Annotated in this window: 21 protein-coding genes and 2 pseudogenes; 9 read left to right on the top strand and 14 right to left on the bottom strand. The window is 54.0% G+C overall.

Features of this window, described 5'->3' with window-relative positions; all coding sequences use genetic code 11:
• Window positions 1-66 precede the first annotated feature (66 nt).
• From I5P96_RS11850 to I5P96_RS11890, 9 genes and pseudogenes are all read right to left on the bottom strand, one after another.
• Complete coding sequence (locus I5P96_RS11850; protein WP_223382283.1) at window positions 67-1,044, bottom strand: helix-turn-helix transcriptional regulator; 978 nt, start codon at window positions 1,042-1,044, stop codon at window positions 67-69.
• Window positions 1,045-1,141: 97 nt separating this feature from the next.
• Window positions 1,142-1,621 carry a hypothetical protein gene (locus I5P96_RS11855; protein WP_223382284.1) on the bottom strand — a complete coding sequence of 160 codons (480 nt, stop codon included), beginning with the start codon at window positions 1,619-1,621 and terminating at the stop codon, window positions 1,142-1,144.
• 146 nt (window positions 1,622-1,767) lie between these two features.
• Window positions 1,768-2,370, bottom strand: coding sequence for an L-2-amino-thiazoline-4-carboxylic acid hydrolase (locus I5P96_RS11860; RefSeq protein WP_223382285.1), 603 nt, complete (start codon window positions 2,368-2,370; stop codon window positions 1,768-1,770).
• A gap of 6 nt (window positions 2,371-2,376) precedes the next feature.
• Entirely contained in the window at window positions 2,377-3,009 is a 633-nt protein-coding gene (locus I5P96_RS11865) for an L-2-amino-thiazoline-4-carboxylic acid hydrolase (protein ID WP_223382286.1), read from the bottom strand.
• 1 nt (window position 3,010) lies between these two features.
• Window positions 3,011-4,207, bottom strand: coding sequence for an acyl-CoA thioester hydrolase/BAAT C-terminal domain-containing protein (locus I5P96_RS11870; protein WP_411703330.1), 1,197 nt, complete (start codon window positions 4,205-4,207; stop codon window positions 3,011-3,013).
• Window positions 4,207-4,908 (bottom strand): L-2-amino-thiazoline-4-carboxylic acid hydrolase, encoded by a 702-nt coding sequence (locus tag I5P96_RS11875; protein ID WP_223382287.1) that lies wholly within the window; start codon window positions 4,906-4,908, stop codon window positions 4,207-4,209. The genes I5P96_RS11870 and I5P96_RS11875 overlap by 1 nt, the downstream gene beginning before the upstream one ends.
• A complete protein-coding gene (locus tag I5P96_RS11880; RefSeq protein ID WP_223382290.1) occupies window positions 4,905-5,768 on the bottom strand; it encodes an MBL fold metallo-hydrolase in 864 nt (287 codons plus the stop codon). The genes I5P96_RS11875 and I5P96_RS11880 overlap by 4 nt, the downstream gene beginning before the upstream one ends.
• Before the next feature lie 9 nt (window positions 5,769-5,777).
• Window positions 5,778-6,386, bottom strand: coding sequence for a class I SAM-dependent methyltransferase (locus I5P96_RS11885; protein WP_223382292.1), 609 nt, complete (start codon window positions 6,384-6,386; stop codon window positions 5,778-5,780).
• A 249-nt stretch (window positions 6,387-6,635) separates the two neighbouring features.
• Window positions 6,636-6,863 (bottom strand): annotated as a pseudogene (locus tag I5P96_RS11890) (ZIP family metal transporter); the annotation flags it as partial.
• Between the two features lie 362 nt (window positions 6,864-7,225).
• On the opposite strand from I5P96_RS11890, the gene I5P96_RS11895 reads away from it, so the two are divergent.
• The 5 genes from I5P96_RS11895 (at window position 7,226) to I5P96_RS11915 (ending at window position 12,292) form a co-directional block, all read left to right on the top strand.
• The gene (locus I5P96_RS11895) at window positions 7,226-8,062 is read left to right on the top strand and encodes a hypothetical protein (protein WP_223382294.1); all 837 of its coding nucleotides are present in this window, start codon (window positions 7,226-7,228) and stop codon (window positions 8,060-8,062) included.
• 366 nt (window positions 8,063-8,428) lie between these two features.
• The gene (locus tag I5P96_RS11900) at window positions 8,429-9,745 is read left to right on the top strand and encodes a penicillin-binding Tp47 domain C-containing protein (RefSeq protein WP_223382296.1); all 1,317 of its coding nucleotides are present in this window, start codon (window positions 8,429-8,431) and stop codon (window positions 9,743-9,745) included.
• Between the two features lie 77 nt (window positions 9,746-9,822).
• Complete coding sequence (locus tag I5P96_RS11905; protein WP_223382298.1) at window positions 9,823-10,935, top strand: FMN-binding protein; 1,113 nt, start codon at window positions 9,823-9,825, stop codon at window positions 10,933-10,935.
• On the top strand, window positions 10,932-11,396 hold the full coding sequence (locus tag I5P96_RS11910; protein ID WP_223382299.1) for an FMN-binding protein: 465 nt from the start codon (window positions 10,932-10,934) through the stop codon (window positions 11,394-11,396). The genes I5P96_RS11905 and I5P96_RS11910 overlap by 4 nt, the downstream gene beginning before the upstream one ends.
• Window positions 11,393-12,292 carry a 4Fe-4S binding protein gene (locus tag I5P96_RS11915; RefSeq protein WP_223382301.1) on the top strand — a complete coding sequence of 300 codons (900 nt, stop codon included), beginning with the start codon at window positions 11,393-11,395 and terminating at the stop codon, window positions 12,290-12,292. The genes I5P96_RS11910 and I5P96_RS11915 overlap by 4 nt, the downstream gene beginning before the upstream one ends.
• Before the next feature lie 68 nt (window positions 12,293-12,360).
• Here the strand turns inward: I5P96_RS11915 and I5P96_RS11920 are convergent.
• Together I5P96_RS11920 and I5P96_RS11925 are read right to left on the bottom strand one after the other, a co-directional pair.
• Window positions 12,361-12,570 (bottom strand): annotated as a pseudogene (locus tag I5P96_RS11920) (heavy metal translocating P-type ATPase); the annotation flags it as partial.
• A gap of 787 nt (window positions 12,571-13,357) precedes the next feature.
• Entirely contained in the window at window positions 13,358-13,774 is a 417-nt protein-coding gene (locus I5P96_RS11925) for a YjdF family protein (RefSeq protein WP_117534678.1), read from the bottom strand.
• 461 nt (window positions 13,775-14,235) lie between these two features.
• Between I5P96_RS11925 and I5P96_RS11930 the strand changes: the two genes are divergently transcribed.
• From I5P96_RS11930 to I5P96_RS11940, 3 genes are all read left to right on the top strand, one after another.
• Window positions 14,236-14,439 carry a hypothetical protein gene (locus I5P96_RS11930; protein ID WP_223382303.1) on the top strand — a complete coding sequence of 68 codons (204 nt, stop codon included), beginning with the start codon at window positions 14,236-14,238 and terminating at the stop codon, window positions 14,437-14,439.
• A 12-nt stretch (window positions 14,440-14,451) separates the two neighbouring features.
• On the top strand, window positions 14,452-15,327 hold the full coding sequence (locus tag I5P96_RS11935; RefSeq protein WP_223382304.1) for a hypothetical protein: 876 nt from the start codon (window positions 14,452-14,454) through the stop codon (window positions 15,325-15,327).
• 144 nt (window positions 15,328-15,471) lie between these two features.
• Window positions 15,472-15,618: a hypothetical protein gene (locus I5P96_RS11940; protein WP_223382305.1), complete on the top strand. Its 147-nt coding sequence runs from the start codon at window positions 15,472-15,474 to the stop codon at window positions 15,616-15,618.
• 115 nt (window positions 15,619-15,733) lie between these two features.
• On the opposite strand, the gene I5P96_RS11945 is transcribed toward I5P96_RS11940, so the two are convergent.
• Window positions 15,734-15,985 (bottom strand): DUF6061 family protein, encoded by a 252-nt coding sequence (locus I5P96_RS11945; RefSeq protein ID WP_118554049.1) that lies wholly within the window; start codon window positions 15,983-15,985, stop codon window positions 15,734-15,736.
• 554 nt (window positions 15,986-16,539) lie between these two features.
• On the opposite strand from I5P96_RS11945, the gene I5P96_RS11950 reads away from it, so the two are divergent.
• On the top strand, window positions 16,540-16,791 hold the full coding sequence (locus I5P96_RS11950) for a DUF6061 family protein (protein ID WP_118554047.1): 252 nt from the start codon (window positions 16,540-16,542) through the stop codon (window positions 16,789-16,791).
• A gap of 79 nt (window positions 16,792-16,870) precedes the next feature.
• On the opposite strand, the gene I5P96_RS11955 is transcribed toward I5P96_RS11950, so the two are convergent.
• Together I5P96_RS11955 and I5P96_RS11960 are read right to left on the bottom strand one after the other, a co-directional pair.
• Entirely contained in the window at window positions 16,871-17,320 is a 450-nt protein-coding gene (locus I5P96_RS11955; protein WP_223382306.1) for a low molecular weight protein-tyrosine-phosphatase, read from the bottom strand.
• The gene (locus I5P96_RS11960) at window positions 17,317-17,733 is read right to left on the bottom strand and encodes a winged helix-turn-helix domain-containing protein (RefSeq protein ID WP_223382307.1); all 417 of its coding nucleotides are present in this window, start codon (window positions 17,731-17,733) and stop codon (window positions 17,317-17,319) included. The genes I5P96_RS11955 and I5P96_RS11960 overlap by 4 nt, the downstream gene beginning before the upstream one ends.
• Between the last annotated feature and the right edge of the window lie 5 nt (window positions 17,734-17,738).

Genomic DNA, 17,738 nt, shown 5'->3' on the forward strand with positions numbered 1-17,738 from the left:
TACCTCCGGTTTTAAAGTAAGTTTGTTCTAACCGCTCTGTACTTTAGCATATTTTTCGGCCGTGGACTACTCCATTCTGATTTCCCTGCTCCGTTTTGCGAGTCCATTTGCGTGGGTGCGGTACTGCGACGGGGTCGTTCCATATCGTTTCCGGAAAGCCTCCGAAAACTTGCTGGCGTTGTCATATCCTGCATTCTGTGCGATCTGCGTAATGGGCTTTGCGCTCCGGACAAGCTCTACGGCAGCCTGTTCCAGACGGTATTCCTTGATATAGTGGTATACTGGCACACCGTAGACCTGTTTGAACATTTTTTGCAGGTGCGAAACCGAGATCCCGTGTTCTTCTGCCAGCTGCGCAAGGGAGACATACCCCTCCCGGTTTGTCAGAAGGTGATCCCGGAGATGGTGTGCCAGTTCGGTCTGTTCGGTAGAACAGTACAAGTCCGTTCCTTCCTCCTGCGGAATGCGGCTCAGCAGCATCAACAGCTCCACCACCTTGAGCCGCAGGAACCGGAGATCCATGTAGGGCGCATTTTCGTACAATTCCCGGAAAACGTGCTCACAGCGGGGTCCTGCCGTACCGAACATGAACCATCGGTTTCCCAGAAGATTCTGCTTCAGTACCGCAAAATCCACCGAAAAGCCCGGTGCGTTCTTCTCAAGCCAGTTCTGAGCGGCTGCTGGATCAACTTCCAGACACAGCCCTTCGTAACAGCCCAGCGGGAACCGTGACTCTGAACGTGTTCCATGCCGTCCGTCGTAGCAGCTGACGGCCATATCCCCCAGCTTTAGCAGAACGCTATCACGCATGGAAAAGCTGGTTTCAAAACGGCCATTGATGCAGAAATTGATCTCTATCATACCAATCTGCGTGCGGATTTCCGTATAGGTCTCCATCTCCAGCCGCAGCAGCATAATCCCCACGCCATCAAACAGCCGGTAATAGTGAATTTCTCCACTTCCGGCCGCATTTTCAAAGCCGCCTGTTTGTCCGGGATTATAGGGAGTGACCCCCGTTTTGTCATGAAAAATGATATCAATCATACTGTCGAATCAGCTTTTTCGGTTTCTCCGTCTTCATCTTTTTTGCCTCCGATTGCAGTTCATGATTCTGCTTTTCATTTGGGCAATTTCCAACTTCTTAGAAAATCAAATGGACAATACCGCCGACAATTGCCGCTCCCGCAACCCAGATCAGCGCCAGTATGCTTCGCTTTTTCAGCACCTGCCTCCAGGTCTGCACGAACGGCGCATCTTCAAGCCCTGGCAGCACCCAAAACTGGCTGTGCCCGACCCATAGCTTGTCGATTACAACGCCGTCATAGATATTCATAACCTCAAGAAACTGCAGCGCCTGCCAATAGGCCTCACCAAAGGAGGAAGCCCCGTTCCACAAACCGATGATCAGCACAAGAGCAGCAAGCATCACGATAAAGAACGGTATCATAAAGCATTTTCGTTTCCGGTTCATCGTATTGCGGTCGATCAGTCCCAGTTCGATGGCGCGATCCTGCACCTCCTTGGGATAAAAGTACAGTCCATTGACAGCACCGCCGATCACAGCGATTTTTACCATTGCGGTAAACAGCAGACAATAAAGCAGCAGTTGCAGTACGATCATTGTTTTTCTCCTCTCAGTCTGCGTGCGAATCGGGCATATGCTCCCATTTCCTTCGTCTTCCATCGTGGTTCATACAAAACAAGAAAGTATGCCAGAAATACCATGTACCGAATCGTTTGATTTCCATTTCAATATGCCGCCCACTATTATCTGACCTTCATGCAAAAATCGCAGCGGTCATTTCCACGCCCCAGCGTCATGCTTCTCTCCCAGATCAGCTTCGGATGCAGCCCGGTATAGCTGATGTCATCACTGTCGCAAAAGCAGCGGCACAGCTCCGGGCAGCCGTATTTTGCACAGGTGTCATGATACGGGCATTTCATCATGTCCACACGCCATACGCCGTTGCCTGTCTGCAGCTCTTTGGGTTCAAAGCCCGCCGCCGGGCCGAAAACGCTCCGGGTGGATTTGACGAAAACGCCGGGAACAAGGCGGTAAAGCCCCGGTATGTGCAGCAGGGCGGCAAGCTGTTTGTGGCTCGTTCTCGCCAAGCGCTCCACATAGCCGTGAACGGTTTGCAGTGCCTCCTCTTTCGGCATGACCCGCTGCAAGGTCTCGTAGGCCGAAATGCCCGGCAAGATCTGCCGCTTGAGGTGGTACTGCTTTTCCTTGCTTGCATCTGCATTTTCAGCCAGCAGTGCATTCAGGCGTATATCGAAAGCGGCGTTCAGCTGCTTCGCCTGTGCAGGAAAGCGCTGTGCCGCAGTCTCCCGGAAATCACGGGAAAGATAGGTTTCCTCCCTCTTCATCGTCCGTTACCCTTTCTTTTTGTACCCGCAGTCGCAGTAGGGTCCGCCGGAAGCAAGGGTGTACTGCCGCACAAAGTTCGTCACACCGTCGGCTTCGCTCATGGTGTAGTCCAGATGGCACAGGGCGGGGGTCAGGTCGTACAGCCCCAGTTCCTTCATCAGCACACAGATGCCGCATTTGGTAAAGCGTCCCTCGTAGCCGCTGCCATCCGGGTATTCGTAAAACTCCATGTTCCACGAATAGGGGTTGCGGTCGGCGGCTTTCAGGGCAGCGGTTGCCTTCATGGCGGCAATGTCCTTTGCGGTAAATTTGCTTTTTCCGCTTTTGCGGCAGAACCACTTCATCAGCGGCGTCATCTGAGCGTTCTCATAGTAAACCGTCAGCGCCTCTGCATCCGGCCGCTGCGGCATACAGAGGACAAACGCCCCCAGCATGGCGCAGCCAATGATGTTCAATTGGAAGCGGTCCCCCTTTTCAAACTCCGGCAATTTGGCGATGATCTCTTTGTATTTCGGCTTGGCGGTTTTGGTGATCTGCTTTGCGGTGGCTGCATCATAGCCCAGCACCGCTGTCAGCTGCGTCTGAAACGATCTGGCAAACACCGCCCACATGGCCATGGGCATCCCCGTCCAACGCATCTCACTTTGCTCCTTTCCATTCCGCTAACACCCGGCACATCCGTTTCTCGATGTCTATCCGGGTCTGACGGCATTCCTTCGGATATTTCCGGGCCGCATGGAAGGCCCATTTCACAAATAGGCCGGAGCCAACCGGCAGCATAATTTTCAGCATCCCCTCCGGGAAAACGAAGTGGGTGCCGTGGGCATAAACCATCGTCTCGATCTCGCATTCATGCGGTTTTTCGGCAAGGCGCTTTTCCATCCGGCGGATATACTTTGCGGTGTCCCACAGCGCATCATCCTCCGCGCCGATCAGCAGCAGCTTTCCCCGGATGTTTTCAACGGGAATGTATTCTTCCGGCTCGATCGGATGAGCTGTCTCGGAATCGTCAAACAGCTTGCGGGAGTTTACCATATCGCCGGCGCGTTTGCTCTCGGCGGCGATGCAATGCCAATAGTCGGGATGCTGATAGCAAAACGGCATATAGGGCAGCGGCTTGCCCCGGTAGGAGAACAGGGATTCACCCTCGACCGGCCACTCCTTGCAGCCGTCCCTTTTGCCCTGCAGAAAGCCCTGCCACACAAAGTCGCTGGGTGTCATGGCAATGGTCAGGGTGATATCCGGGAACATGGCAGCCGCTGTCAGCGCAAGCGTTCCGGTGGTCGATGCACCGGCAATGCCGGTCTTTCTGTTACCGTTAGCTTTCAGCCATGAAATTGCCGTCTCCACACGCTCAAGCGGGTAATTATGATGTCCGTAATCTTTTTTCGCGGGCGACATTGTGAGCACGTTCACGCCGCACCCGCAAAGCCATTTCACTGCCGAGCGCGCAAGCCGATCCTCCGGATCATCCCCGATCATCGTGATGACCGCACAGTCTGAACCGCCGGCACACGCCCAATACGCACCGTAAAAGCCATTGAGTTTCACATCAAAGTGCAGGTGTTTCATGCTCTCCCTCCAAATCCGATCCTCACGATCTGCATTTTCATCCTGTTGTCCCCGATCCTTGCGAGGAATCGGAAAAAGCCGCTGACGGAAGGGTCTTTCAGGTCGCTGTAACCCAGCATATACCCCCGGCTGGATACTCGCAAACGGTTGTCCCATGGGGTAAAGATGCACCATCCCAACAGCCCCTTTGCGGATGCCCACGGCACAGACGAGAACCAACAGGATTCCCAGCCCAAAACCTTCCAGAATCACCTGTAAAAGCATTACTTATTCCTCCTGTATCCGTTTTCATCCCGATATTCGGGATGTTCCTTTGCATATGGGTCTTGATCGCCGCAGATGGTGTAGTCACACCGGCAGCCGTCCACGCAGGTGGTCGTCCGCACCAGCCTTGCGTGGAGCAGCTCCATGGACGCATAGTCCACATTGCACAGGGCGGGCATAATGTCCGTAAATCCGAACCGCTTGGCAAATTCTGCCGCCGGACACGATGTAAATTCATAATAAATAGGCTTTCCGGTTTCATAAGGCGCAACCGACATCTCGTAATCGTGCCATTTGTCGCAGCCACTTTTCGCGCGAACAAACGCCTTGTACATCAGCTTCCTCCAAAACGGCTTGTTGCAGTCCACGAATTTCAGCTTCCGGAAGGCCGGCAGGATCAGATTTTCTTCTATCTCTTCCATTTCGCGGAATGTGACCACATCCCGGCACACATCGAAAAAACACATGATGGCGATGCAGTCGTAGGTGCCGCCTACGCCGTTGTGAAAATTCTTTTTACCGCCGAGGTCGGTGCGCCACTTGGAAAGAAGCTCTGCGTATCTCAGCTGCACCTGCTCCCATATCACTTCGCGCTCTGCCTCCGGATAGTGCAGAGCGATTTTCGCCAGAATTTCCTTTTTGCAGGGTTTGGAATATAGTACATGGCAGCTACGGTCAATTTGTAATTCGCTGTCCTTCATCTTCCCACGCCTTTCAGAAAACCGCTCTTTGCATTTTCTTCGGTGTCGTCCGATTCGTCGTAGGCATCATAGGGCGCCGATGGGTCGTGTACTCGTTTTTTGAATGGTGAACAGCTCTTGTCTTTGTGGGCAAACGCAAAGGCAAAATTGTCCGTCCATCCCGTATGACCGGTGATGAAATATGGATGCAGCCCACGTGCGCGCAGTTTCCGCTCCAGCTCCGCCAGTGACTGCACAGCCAGCTTATTGTCCTCCGCCAGCGAGGAAATGAAGCTGTAGCCGCCGTCCGCGCCAAACCACAGCGTGTCGCCGGTAAAAAGGTACTTATCGTCAATGAGGTAGACCATATGTCCCCATGTATGACCGGAAACCAGAAAACACTCGATCCTGACGCCGTCAATGTCAAGTACCTGCCCATCGTGCAGCAGTGCCTTTTCGTTGTTGATCGTGACCCGCGGCAATTTATAGAGATGACAGATGACTTTTCGCCGCTCCTCGCCGGTCAGATACCGGTTCTCGATCTCGCCGATGTACAGCTTCGCATTCCGGAACAGCCCCGGACTGTCTGCTTCCACCGCACCCACATGGTCGGTGTCCTGATGGGTGATAAGGATATGGTGTATCGACTTCGGATCAATCCCAAGCCAGCCCATTTTTTCGGCAAGGCGGTCGTAATTATATCCCGCATCGACCATAATGGTCGTATCGCCTTTGCGGTAGAAGAAGATGTTCGCCACCCATTCGCGCACGCAGGCAACATTCTCGTCGATCCAGCCGGTGTTCAAAGGCTTGAAGATTTCCTTGCCCCGGTACATCCAGCTCATTGCTTTTCTTTGAAATTCCGTTGCTTTTTTCGACATGAGCGCACCTCATTTCTGTGCTGTGATGCACAGCCAGCCCTTTTTATTTTTGTGGCTTTGGATCTTACAGAATCCTGCTTGTTCCAGATATGCTTTCAGGGCAGTATCCGTGTAGATGGTCATGCCTTTGATGATCTGCGTCCATTTGTCGTCTTTTGCGGTTTCGCCGTTTGCTTCGTTGCAGATGAAAAAGACCCCGCCGGGTTTCAGCACCCGATAGACCTCTCTGAAATTCTGCACAAGTTCCGGCCAGAAATAGACCGTTTCAAAGGCGGTCACTACCTCAAACTGCTCCGCTGCAAACGGCAGTTCTGCCACGCTTGCCTGCTGCACGGTGCACCGTCCCGCCGCAATGGCACCCGCATTGACCTTACGCGCTTTTTCTACGCTGACAGCCGAATAGTCGATGCCCTGCACTTTGCCTTTGGGGCACAGCTTCAACAGCGTTTTGATGTTCGCCCCGCCGCCGCAGCCGCAGTCCAGCACCATGGCATCCGGGGCAGGCTGCAAAAAACGCAGCCCCCACGCCGCCATTGCGCTGTGGCCAACGTTCATCATGGCAACCATGATCTTCCCGCCAAGGCCTACGGGCTTGCGGGTGTTTTCAAAAAAGGACATAACGCCACCCTCTTTCTATTTATAGTTCACAATGCAATGCTTTTCACGCAGTTCCTCGCGCTGTAGTTAGGTAAAGCTAACTTTTTGTTCTATAAAAAGCCGCATCTCAGCGGCCCTTCTGCCAAAATAATACGCCCTGCCGTCTCCTCTGTCAAGAAGTTCAGGCATTTTCGGAGATTCCGAAAGAGATTTCGTTTTCAAGACCTCCAGCCGTCACCCCAGTGCCACATCCAGCACCATCATCACGCTGAAGCCTACCGCAAAAAACACGGTGCCAACGTTGGAGTGCTGCCCCTGCTCCATGGCCGGGATCAGCAAACTCCACACCGATGCCGCCACCATGACCCCGGCTGCAAAGCCGGTGAGGGCGCGCTGGATGCCGTCACGCAGAGAGTTTTTCAGAAAGAATACACAGCCTGCCCCAAGGCTTGTGCCCAGAAAGGGGATCAGGATCCCCCAGAATGCGTCTTGTATCATGTCGTACCTCCTTGTGGTTAAGCATAACTAACCGCATAAAAAGTATACTGCGCTCCGGCAAAAGGGTCAAGGGCAATCCCGCATAATTCTAAGCGCCGCAGCCGCCGGAACGGCGCTTGAGCCGTCAGGCGGGAATTGTGCGGTGTTGCCCAAGGGCTTTGCGGCACCTTCTGCCAAAAAAATTAACCTCCATAAACATTCCCGCTTTTTCTTGACAACACCCCATGGACGTGCTATTTTAATTTCCAGTAATTAGCTTATTCTAACCATCTGAGGGGTCTCGCCCCGCGGGTTTTTCTTTGCGCGAAATGTTAGGCTAAGCTAACCATATATTTTCAAACCAGTGATTGAGGTGTGTTACCATGAGATTGAAAAAAGTATTTGCAGGTGCACTTGCTGCCGCCATGCTGGTGTGCGCTGTGGCAGTCCCGGCCTTCGCTGCGGAAGAGGTGGAACAGGAAAACTGCCTGACCTCCAGCTATGTCCAGATGAACATCCCTTACGCCGATTTCTACAAAGCTGCCGGTGTGGACAACGCATCTGAGATCGACGCTGTGACCAGCGCCACCAAAAACAAGACCCGTGCAGGCAAGCTTGCCGCCGGTTCCTACCATGTCAACGCCGACGGCACCGACATCACCGGCGTTTCCTTCCCGGTCAAGGTGCTGACCCCGTGGGCGCTGAAGAATGCAAAGCAGGTCACCGATGCCGACAGTTGCGACATCACCGTTACCCTGAAGGGCAAGGAATCCACCGCCACCTACACCGGCGCAGATGCCTTGTTTGAGAACGAGAGCTACGCTTACTACAAGCTCAGTGAGACCCCTGCCTGCTATATCACCGCATGGTACAACCTGCTGAGCGGCAAGTGGGAGTTTGGCAAGGTCCACGCCACTGAGACTACCGTGGAGGGTGTTACTGTGGAGCTGAACACCAACGGTCACCACACCAATTACGAGATGAAGCTCTCCGGTTTTGATCTGGACTACAAGGCCAACAAGGTCTACGGCGTGGTGCTGACCACCGCCGATGGCAGTGAGTACGGCCTGCATCATGTGACCAACATCTGGCATGGCACCAAACTGGGCTTCAATGCCGATGATCCTTACTTTGCATCCATGATCGGCAAGACCGTCACCCAGATCACCTACTACACCGCCAACGGTGTGTATGTCCTGCCGGTCAGCGTGGCGCTGTGAGGCTGCGGAAAACTGACTGATCCAGCAAAATACAGTACAAAACGGCAAGGTCGCTTGAAACAGGCGGCCTTGCTTTTCTTTGTTTTGATGTTCGCCCCGCCGCCGCAGCCGCAGTCTAGCTCCATGGCCGGGACCAGCAAACTTCATCCTGATGCCGGCACCTTCTGCCGAAAAATTAACCTCCGTAAACATCCCTGCTTTTTCTTGACAACGCTCCGTGGACGTGCTATTTTATTTTCCAGCAATTAGCTTCTTCTAACCATCTGAGGGGCCTCGCCCCGCAGGTTTTTCTTTGCGCGAAATGTTAGACAGAGCTAACTATATGACCGCGATTTTCTGCCATTTGCGATGAAAGGAGCATTTTTCATGAAAAGGAAGAAATTTCTTTCCCTACTGCTGTCGGCAGCTATGGCGTTCACTCTGTTGACCGCTACCGCCTTTGCAGCAGCCCCCGCCGAGGAGGAGAACGACTTTTTCGATTTTCTGCTGGGCAAAAAGTACACCTATCTCTATGCTGCCCTGACTTGGGATGAGTACTGGGCAAACGAGAAGGTCTATGCTGCCGGCAACGCTGCCGCCTCTGCACAGCTGGACAGCCACGAGGAGCACGACCTTGGCGCATTTGATGCAGTCTCCCGCGCTACCGTCAACCACGGTCTGCACCGCGGCAGCTTCCAGAGCACTGCTGTGATCTACGCCAAGGACGGCAGCAGCTACACCGTTTCCCACTGGTCGGACGATGGCAAGACCATCTATCTGGCCGATGGCACCTCCGTGGTCTGGAACCGGGGCACCATTACCAAGGCCGACGGTTCTACCGTGCAGATGGATCACTACGAGGTGCTGGGCACCAAGTATGTGCCGGTGCGCGTGGCCACCAGCGACCTTGCAGATTTCTGCTCCAAGTACACCGTCGTGGAAAACGGCGGTCGGCTGGTGGGCGGCTACTCTGAAAAGAACCTGACCGCCTATACCTTAACGGCTGCAGTGGACGAAAACACCAACGGCCTGAAGTACGCTACCAAGAGCGGCGATGGCTACACCTTCTCTGCCGCACATACCGGCACCGGTTCCGGCGTGGCAGAAGCCGCCCAGAAGGCTGCGGATGGTCTTACCGTAAACCTGCGCAGCGGCAGCGATGTAGGCAGCTTTGGCGAGTTCATCCGTGTGGACCTGAACGGCAACTACGGCGAGCTGGGCTCCCGGATGCAGTCTGTGGTGTGGACCTACTACGGCGATGACAGCACCTATACCCACGCCAAGGCCTCCTACGGCACCAAGTTTGCAGCCGACAACTGGATGCACAAGTCCATGGGCATCCAGCTGGGTCTGAGCGATTCCGCCCGCTGCCAGCTGCCGGAGGGCACCGATGGCACCGGCTACTGGGCCATCACCATCCGCGCACTGGGCTATGCCGACACGGTGGTGAAGTTCCAGACCACTGCCGAGAACCTTGCCAAGCACGAGCTGGCAAGCGATGCAGACCGCGCCGCCCTGCAGGCTGTGGTCGCCACGGCACAGAGCAAGGCAAAGGCCGCTTACACCGCAGCCAGCTACGCTGATCTGGAGACTGAGCTCGCCGAAAGCGTGGAGCTGCTGAGCCGGGATACCCTGTATAAGGCTGCTGCACTGGAACAGGTGACCCACCTGACCGATGCTGTGCAGAACCTGAAGGCTGCCTGATCCAGCAAAATACAGTACAAAACGGCAAGGTCGCTTGAAGCAGGCGGCCTTGCTTTTCCGTGTCAGGAGAAGATGGAATGAACAAAAAACATTGCAATGCGCTGCTGCCGCTGGTGCAGCTGCTCCCGGCGGTGGCGGCCGCAGCAGCCGTGCTTTTTGCCCTGCCCCGCACCGTGCCGGTGCTGGCCGCCGTGCCGGAAAGGCTGACGGCTGTGGTGGAGCAGCCGGCAGAAGCCGCTTCCTCCGAAGCGGAGGAAGAAGCGCTGCCCAAGCTGCCCTATGCCGACGGCGTTTATGTCGGCTCTTCCCGGGGCTACGGCGGCACCGTCCGGGTACAGGTCACCATGGAAAACGGCAGCATCACAGAGGTCGAGATCTTGAGCGCTTCCCACGAGACCAAGCAGTTTCTGCGGCGCGCCAAGCGGCTTCTGACCACCATGGTGGAAGCCCAGAGCTGGGAAGTGGATGCCGTTTCCGAGGCCACCTACACCAGCCGGGGCATTCTGGGCGCGGTGCAAAACGCCCTGACCGGCGAGGTGGTCAACAACCCCCTGCCGCCGCAGCCGGAGCCCGCCGCACCGCTGGTGGTGGAGGAATTTACCGCGCCCTCTACCTATCTGGACGGCATCTACACTGCCGAAGCTATGGGTTTTGAGGGCGAGATCACGGTGCAGGTCACGGTGGCAGAGGATAAGATCACCGATATCACTCTTCTGAGCGCCGAGGATGAGGAGGAATATCTTTCCCAGGCAAAACAGGTCATCCCCGCCATTCTGGAAGGGCAGAGCCCCAATGTGGATGCCGTTTCCGGCGCGACCTACTCCTCCACCGGCATCCTGAACGCGGTCAAGCTGGCACTGGCAAAGGCGGCGGTTGCCCCGGCAGAGGAAGCCGCCCCGGAGCAGGCAGCATCGGAAGAAGCGGCAGAAGAAGCCGCCGCACCGTCTGAAGTACCGGGACCCGATGAAACACCGGTCGCTGCGCCCACCGTGGAGGTGGTACAGCCGGAGGAAAAAAGCGCCGTTCCCCCATGGCTCAAAGAAATATGGCAGCAGCTTTTCCCGGCAGATGCACCGGCATCCTCTGAACCGGAGCCGGCATCTTCTGAGGAAGTGCTGTCGGCATCCGAAGCAGTGCTGCCGCCGGAAGAGACCGAAGCCGAACCTGAAACGGAAGGAGCAGCGGAATGAAATACAAGAATTTTCTTCTCCGGGCGGTGAACCTGCTGCTGATTCTGGGGGTGCTATGGCAATACCAGCAGGTGGCGCTGGTCCGGGCAGCAGCGGTGAGCCAGCGCAAGCAGGAGATCGCTGAAGTGGAAGCCTACAACGCTTCCGTTTTGCAGGCGCAGAGCGCAGCGCAGGCAGAGCAGATCCAAAGCGGCTACCGGGACGGCACCTATGAGGGCAGCGCCTTTGGTTTTGGCGATGTCATCCGGGTGTCGGTGACCATCCAGAACGGAAAAATGACCGATATTGCGGTGCTGGATGCCTCCGGTGAAGATAAGCCCTACTATAAGCAGGCGCTGCCTTTGCTGGACGAGATGCTGGCAATACAGTCTGCCGGGGTGGATACCGTTTCCGGCGCTACCCTCACAGCAGAAGGTCTCATCGGTGCAGTCGAGGACGCACTGGGAAAGGCGGCAGGATGATGGAAAAAACACAGACAAAGCCTTTGACAGCGGCGCAGCAGCGCCAGCAGGACAAAAAGCGCCGTACATGGCTGCGCGCCGGGGTGCAGCTGTTCTTCTTTGTGTCCATGCCGGGCGCATTTGTGGCCGGGTTTTCCGGGGTAAAGCAGATCTTTCTGCACATCGGTGCGGGCGAGGTGCTCACAGCAGACAGCTTCACGCTTTCTCTGCTGGGGCTGTGCGGCTTCACTTTGCTGTTCGACCGGTTCTTCTGCGGATACGCCTGCGCCTTTGGCAGCTTGGGCGATGCCGTCTGGGCGCTGTCCGGGCTTATCCAGAAAAAGCTGTTCCACCGCAAAAAGCAGCTCCGTCTGCCGGAGCGGGCGGTGCTTTGGGGGCAGAAGGTCAAATATCTGCTGCTGGCGGGGCTGGTGGCGCTGTATGTGACCCAGCAGGAAAAGCTGCTGACCAGCGCAAACCCGTGGGAGGTGTTTTCCCGCCTGACGGCTCTGCGTCTGCCGCCGGAGGGCTTCGGCGTGGGCATTGCGCTGTTTGTGCTCATCTTGCTGGGCATGGCAGTGCAGCCCCGGTTCTTTTGTCAGTTTCTCTGCCCTATGGGAGCAGTGTTCGCCCTGCTGCCGGTGCTGCCCTTTGCGCGGCTGCACCGGCAGAGCGATGGCTGCATACCGAGCTGCAATGCCTGCAAGCAGCAGTGCCCGGTGTGCCTGAAGCTGGAGGAAAGCAGCCTGCGCAGCGGGGAGTGCCTCGCCTGTGAAGCCTGCGTGGGCACCTGCCCTAAACAGAACATCCACCGGTGGGATACGGCTCTGTGCAAGCACCTTTGGCTGCCGGTACTGGCGAAGGCCCTGCTCTTCTTCCTGCTGGGCTGCTGGCTGGGTTTCTGCCGGTTTATCTGAACCCAAAAGGAGGCCGCCGCACAACATTTGTGCAGCAGCCTCCTTTTGGCTTGGACGATTTGTCATTTTTACAGGGAAGGCTTCTGCTCCAACAGGTCTGTCATGCTGCGCAGACTGATGCCAAGGGTGGAAAGGTTATGCAGCATGGCGCTAGCAGCCGGGGACAGAATGCCCAGAGCACCCAGAAGGATGAGCGCTGAGGTGAAGCTGAGGACAAAGCGGTAATTGCTTCCCACCCGCTTTTGCAGGGCGTTGGCAATGGCTTTTAACATTGTTAGCGGCAGCTTGATACGGAGGATTATTTTGGTCATGCTCCCTTGCAGAAATTAGCAGACCGCGGCCTGTAAAGGCAGCAGAAAGATTGAATGCGTCGTACTTTTTTCGATTTTACATAACAAATTTTTCAAAAGCCTCTTGACGCATTCTACATGCCGTGGTATTTTTCTTGTAAATCCCACTGCTCTTGTGGATTGGTTACAAGCCATCCACAAGATGTGGTCGTGTTCATTTTGAACACTGCCTCACCGTGGATCATCCCTGAAAAATCAACCGCCCCGCAACACACCCGATTCATTTTGCCGCCGATTCACCCCGACAAAATCATCGCTGCGCTGCGTGGGCGGTATTTTTCTTTTCTGGGAACTTCTCGGGGCAAGGCCCCTCCATCTTGCTATCTTGCTGCGCAAGACTGTCCCGTTGCTTAAAAGCCCCACTGGGGCTTTCATTGCTGCGCTGCGCTTGCAAACGCAAACCGTACCTTGAAAATTTCATGAGCCGTCCGAGCGTGATACCGACTTTTCGTCAACGCCGCTGCACAAACAGGGGCAGGAACTTCGTTCGGAGTAAACGGTGACCCACATACATGAGCAGCACAACCTCTACTTATTTTTACGCCTTAACAATTCGGAAACAATTACCCGGAAACGATTTTGAGCGCAGCGGTAGAGGGCAAGAACCGTCCCGTGGCCACAAATTTTCAATTCTTGAAAATTTCCTGTCCCTTTGGGACTGCTTCTTGTTGGGGCGTGCCTGCCCCAAACCCTGCCAGATAAAAGCAAAGGGGCATTATCTGCCCCGATGCTTTTCCTTTCGCTTCTGCTGTTTCAGTTCAAACTGACGCTGCTTTTCTGCTTCGCGTTGTTTACGGCTAAGTGCTTTTCGCACCAGCTTGTTTTCTTCTCGCTGCATTTGCAACGCCTGCTGTGACTTTGTACCGATTCCTGTGGCAACTGTTTCCTTTCGGATTTGCCGCTGCAATCGCTTTGGGTTCACAGACTCTTTCTTTACAACTGTCTCAACAGATGGACTGAAGCGCAGCCGACTGTAATTTTTGAGCAGATACTCCCAGACTTCATAGTCCTTTGGTTCTGCACCAAACACGACTTTACACACTGAAAGCTTTCTTCTCTCAATACGTTCAAATACTCCGATCCAGAATGGAGCCTCAAAAAATACAGTCAGCTTTGTAGAATCAATGTCCATAACGAAACCCTCCTGAAATAAATCCTTACAGGAACGGACAACCCGGAGGGGAAGGTTACTTACCTACACCGTGCGGTGTAGACGGCTGGGCTACCTACCAGCTCTGGCATCTCTCAGAAAGAAATGCGTTGCGTTTTTATCCTGCTTTTATTATATAAAGCACATCCCTGTGCATTATATCTACCTTAATTGGTTTTCCAAGTGAAGTATACCACACTCGTGGTCAAATGACCACCCATATATACGAGATTTCCGCCGTTTCACTTCGTATATGCGCACCAACTCCTATACGCACATAGGCAGAGATTTGACCGAAACGCGCTCTATCCAACTGCAAGCTAGCAGAATAGGTTGCTGTTTACGTCAGCACCAAGAACATCGCACAGCAGCTAAAGACCGCCAAGCGACCCGCAGTCTTTGAGGAGCAGCATCGTGCAGAGCTGACAGCGTACCGGGCGGCAGTGGCCTATTTCAAGGCAAACGACATCACCAAGTTGCCTAGTCCGAACAAACTGGAAGCCGAGTATGTGCAGCTGGCATCCGAAAAGGCAAAGTTCTACGAGCAGTACAAGGAAGCCAAGGAAGAACTGCTCAAACTGAAAACCGCAAAGCAGATTGTTGCGTCCTTTTTCCGGGAGGAAGAACCGGCGCAGCAGGAGAGATAAAGGAGTGTGCGTATGATCAACTTGAAAATCGACCCGGAGTTCCAGAACCAGATCCCGCCGCTGACGGACGATGAGTACAAGCAGCTTGAAGAAAACATCCTCAAGGAAGGCAAGCTGATTTCTCCTTTGATCGTTTGGAATAACATCCTTGTTGACGGCCACAATCGTTATGAAATCGTTCAGGAGCATCCCGAAATCTCTTTCTCCACCATGCCGCTCCCGTTTGAAAGCCGGGAAGAAGTTCTCGCTTGGATTTGTAAGAACCAGTTGGGGCGGCGCAACCTCACACCGGAGCAGAAGAAGTTCCTCATTGGAAAGCAGTACAGTGTGAAGCACCGAAAGCCCGGCGGAAACGGCAACAACCAGCACACGGCTGCTGCCAAGAAAACCGCCCCGGAGGAATTGTGTCAAATTGACACAATTCCTCCCACCTCTGCGGAAGCAAGCATCCGCAAGCAGATTGCAGAGCGGAACAACGTTAGCGAATCCTATGTTGCCCGTTCTGAAAAGTTCATGCGAGGCGTTCAGATCATGGATCAGATGATACCCGGTATGCAGGAGAAAATCTTGTCCGGGCAGTTCAAAGTCAGTGATGCCGATATGCACCGTCTTGCCAGAGCAGATTTTCCGAACCGCAAGCAGATCGTGCACGAGATTCTGCACCCGGAGGACCGCCCTGCTCCGCAGAAACGAATCTACGGAATCAACTATTCTGCACTGGAAGCTGCCGTCCGGCGAATCCAGCAGGATGTTGATTTCCTGATGAAGTATCTCCCCAAGGTGCCTGATGATGCCTATGTGAAAGTGGAGACCACGAAGATTCTCAAACAGCACAAGGCATATATGGCACAGTTTGAAGAAATGCTGAACGATGAAAAAGTCGCATAACGACAGGCACTTGTAAGCCATCAACGAGCCACCAGCCGCAAGTGCAGGGCGGAAACCATCTGCGCCCTTGCGCCTGATATGAAATTGGAACTTTGATTTTCTCGCCCAACTTAGCCACGGTGGGACGATCAAAGGAGCGTGCGTTTGAACAAAAAGAAAAAGTCCACAAACACTTCCCCTTACCCCGATGAAGTCATCGACCGTCTGGCACGGGCATTCTATCCGGCGGTCCTTGCCTGCTGGAACAGTGAGGAAGGACAACGGGAGTTTGCCGCATGGCAGGCGGAATAGGCTCATATTGCAACCAAAGAAAAACAGGAAGTTCCCGTTGGGGAACTCCCTGCCTTACTTATCGTGTGTGGATTTTTGCAGGGTGCGTCCTTCGGGGCGCACCCTGTTTTTGCGTTTAGTCCTCTAATCCGTGGTTCCCAGCCACGTTCTTCAGATATTCCTCCGGTTCGCTGTTCAGAATCAAGTCTGCATACGCCAGAGGGTCATTATAGATGAGGTAGTCCAGCTCTGACCGCTGCGCCATGGTAACATCCAACGCATCCTCGACCCCGGTACAGTCGATAGAGATTTTTCTCCCATCCCGGAGCAGCAGCTCCACACAGCCGGTGTCCATGTTGAAATGGCAAGCTCTTTCATCGTACTTCATGTTTGTGTCCTTTCTGCCTTACGGCACTCTTACAGTGGTCTGTCGTGCTTTCTTATGATAAGGTCTAGGACGTTTTTCGATGGAAGCAAGGGATTCGTTCTGTTTTCCAATGAATACAAAAAATCCGAACCCTTCTCCTATCGGAAAAAAGTTCAGATTTTGTTGTTGTGGTGCACCTCCAGGGACTCGAACCCTGGGTCCACTGATTAAGAGAAACCGACGTGCAACAATCATCAATTTCCAGAATTACACAAATTTATCATTTTTATCGTTTTATCGTAAATCAGCATTTTGCATCTGCTGCATTCTTTGCACCTGTTATCCCATCTTGCATCCGTTATCCAGCCGTTCCGGTGTGCAAAAAGTGTGCAAAAATGTGCAGAGCCAAAATCAACCCCTTAAAACAGGCATTGGGTTTTTATACAAAGCCGGGAAAATGGCCGCTGCAATCTAGCCTGTTCAGACCGAGCATCAAATGTACATCAACAACCATGATTCATGGCAGGGATTTGGACAATCGAACAGACACTACCTTATATAGAAAGAGGTTCACTATGAACAAACTGCATTCCTGCTGCTTCAACATAAACACAAACCGAGTGGAAGCCCGATTTGCGGACGGCTCTGCCGTTGCCATCGACTGCACCGCCATTGAGGACAAATACGGCAACACCCCGGCACAGCGGGCAGAACTGGACTGGCTGCTGTACCATAAGCCCTTGGAGTATGCACAGATGGTGCTGGATGGGGAGATCAAACGTTTCCTGTCACTCGGCTGCGACCACGGCAGACTGGAAGATCAATGACATAACAACCACAGCCCCGCCTTGGCGAAGAAGAAGCCAAAGCGGGGCTGTGGTTTAATGCAGGAGAAATGAAAGGAACTTAGCGCAGTTCTTCAAGCAATGCCGTACACCCTTCCAGCACATCCCGCCATGTGGCTTCAAAATCTCCCGTGAACCATGGGTCTGCTACCTCACGGGGCTGACCTGTATGCGCCATCAGCAGAGATACTTTATGCTGTGGGTCACCGCCGACAAGCCGCAGGATGTCGCACAGATTGCTTTCATCCATGCCAATCAGATGATCACACCGTGCATAATCCAGCCGGGTCATCTGCCGAGCGGTCTTGCCGTTGCAGTCGATGCCATGTTCTGCCAGCTTCTGCTGCGCAGGAGGATAGACCGGATTTCCGATCTCCCATGCACTGGTGGCGGCTGATGCGATTTCAAATCGCTCGGAAAGTCCTGCCTTGGACACAAGGTCTTTCATGATATATTCGGCCATCGGGCTTCGGCAGATATTTCCCAGACAAACAAATAAGATTCTGGTCATGCCGGGTCGTTCTCCTTTTTGCTCCTAAAGGTATAGCCGCCGTGGGTGGTGCGGATAAAGCTACCGCAGTCGGCCAGCTTCTTTCGCAGATTGGAAACGGTATTTGCCACGACCTTTAAGGTATCGTCACAGTTTTGCCCCCACACTGCCCGGAAAAGTTTCTCTTTGGAAAAAACTTGTTCTTCATGGGAAGCAAGTATCAGCAACAGATCAAACTCCAGTCTTGTAAGGGATGTTTTTCTTCCGTTGCATGACACTTCGTGGGTCATTCCATCCAGCGTCAGTCCCGGAAAAACCAGCTTTTCCTGTGAACCAATTGATATCTGCTCTGCCTCGATGTGCTCCCGTTCCAGAAGCATCCGAATCTTTTGCTCCAATTCCGGGTCAGGCTGTCGGGTCTTTATAACGATCATGACAA

This window comes from Faecalibacterium prausnitzii (genome assembly GCF_019967995.1).
Lineage (GTDB): Bacteria > Bacillota > Clostridia > Oscillospirales > Ruminococcaceae > Faecalibacterium > Faecalibacterium prausnitzii_E.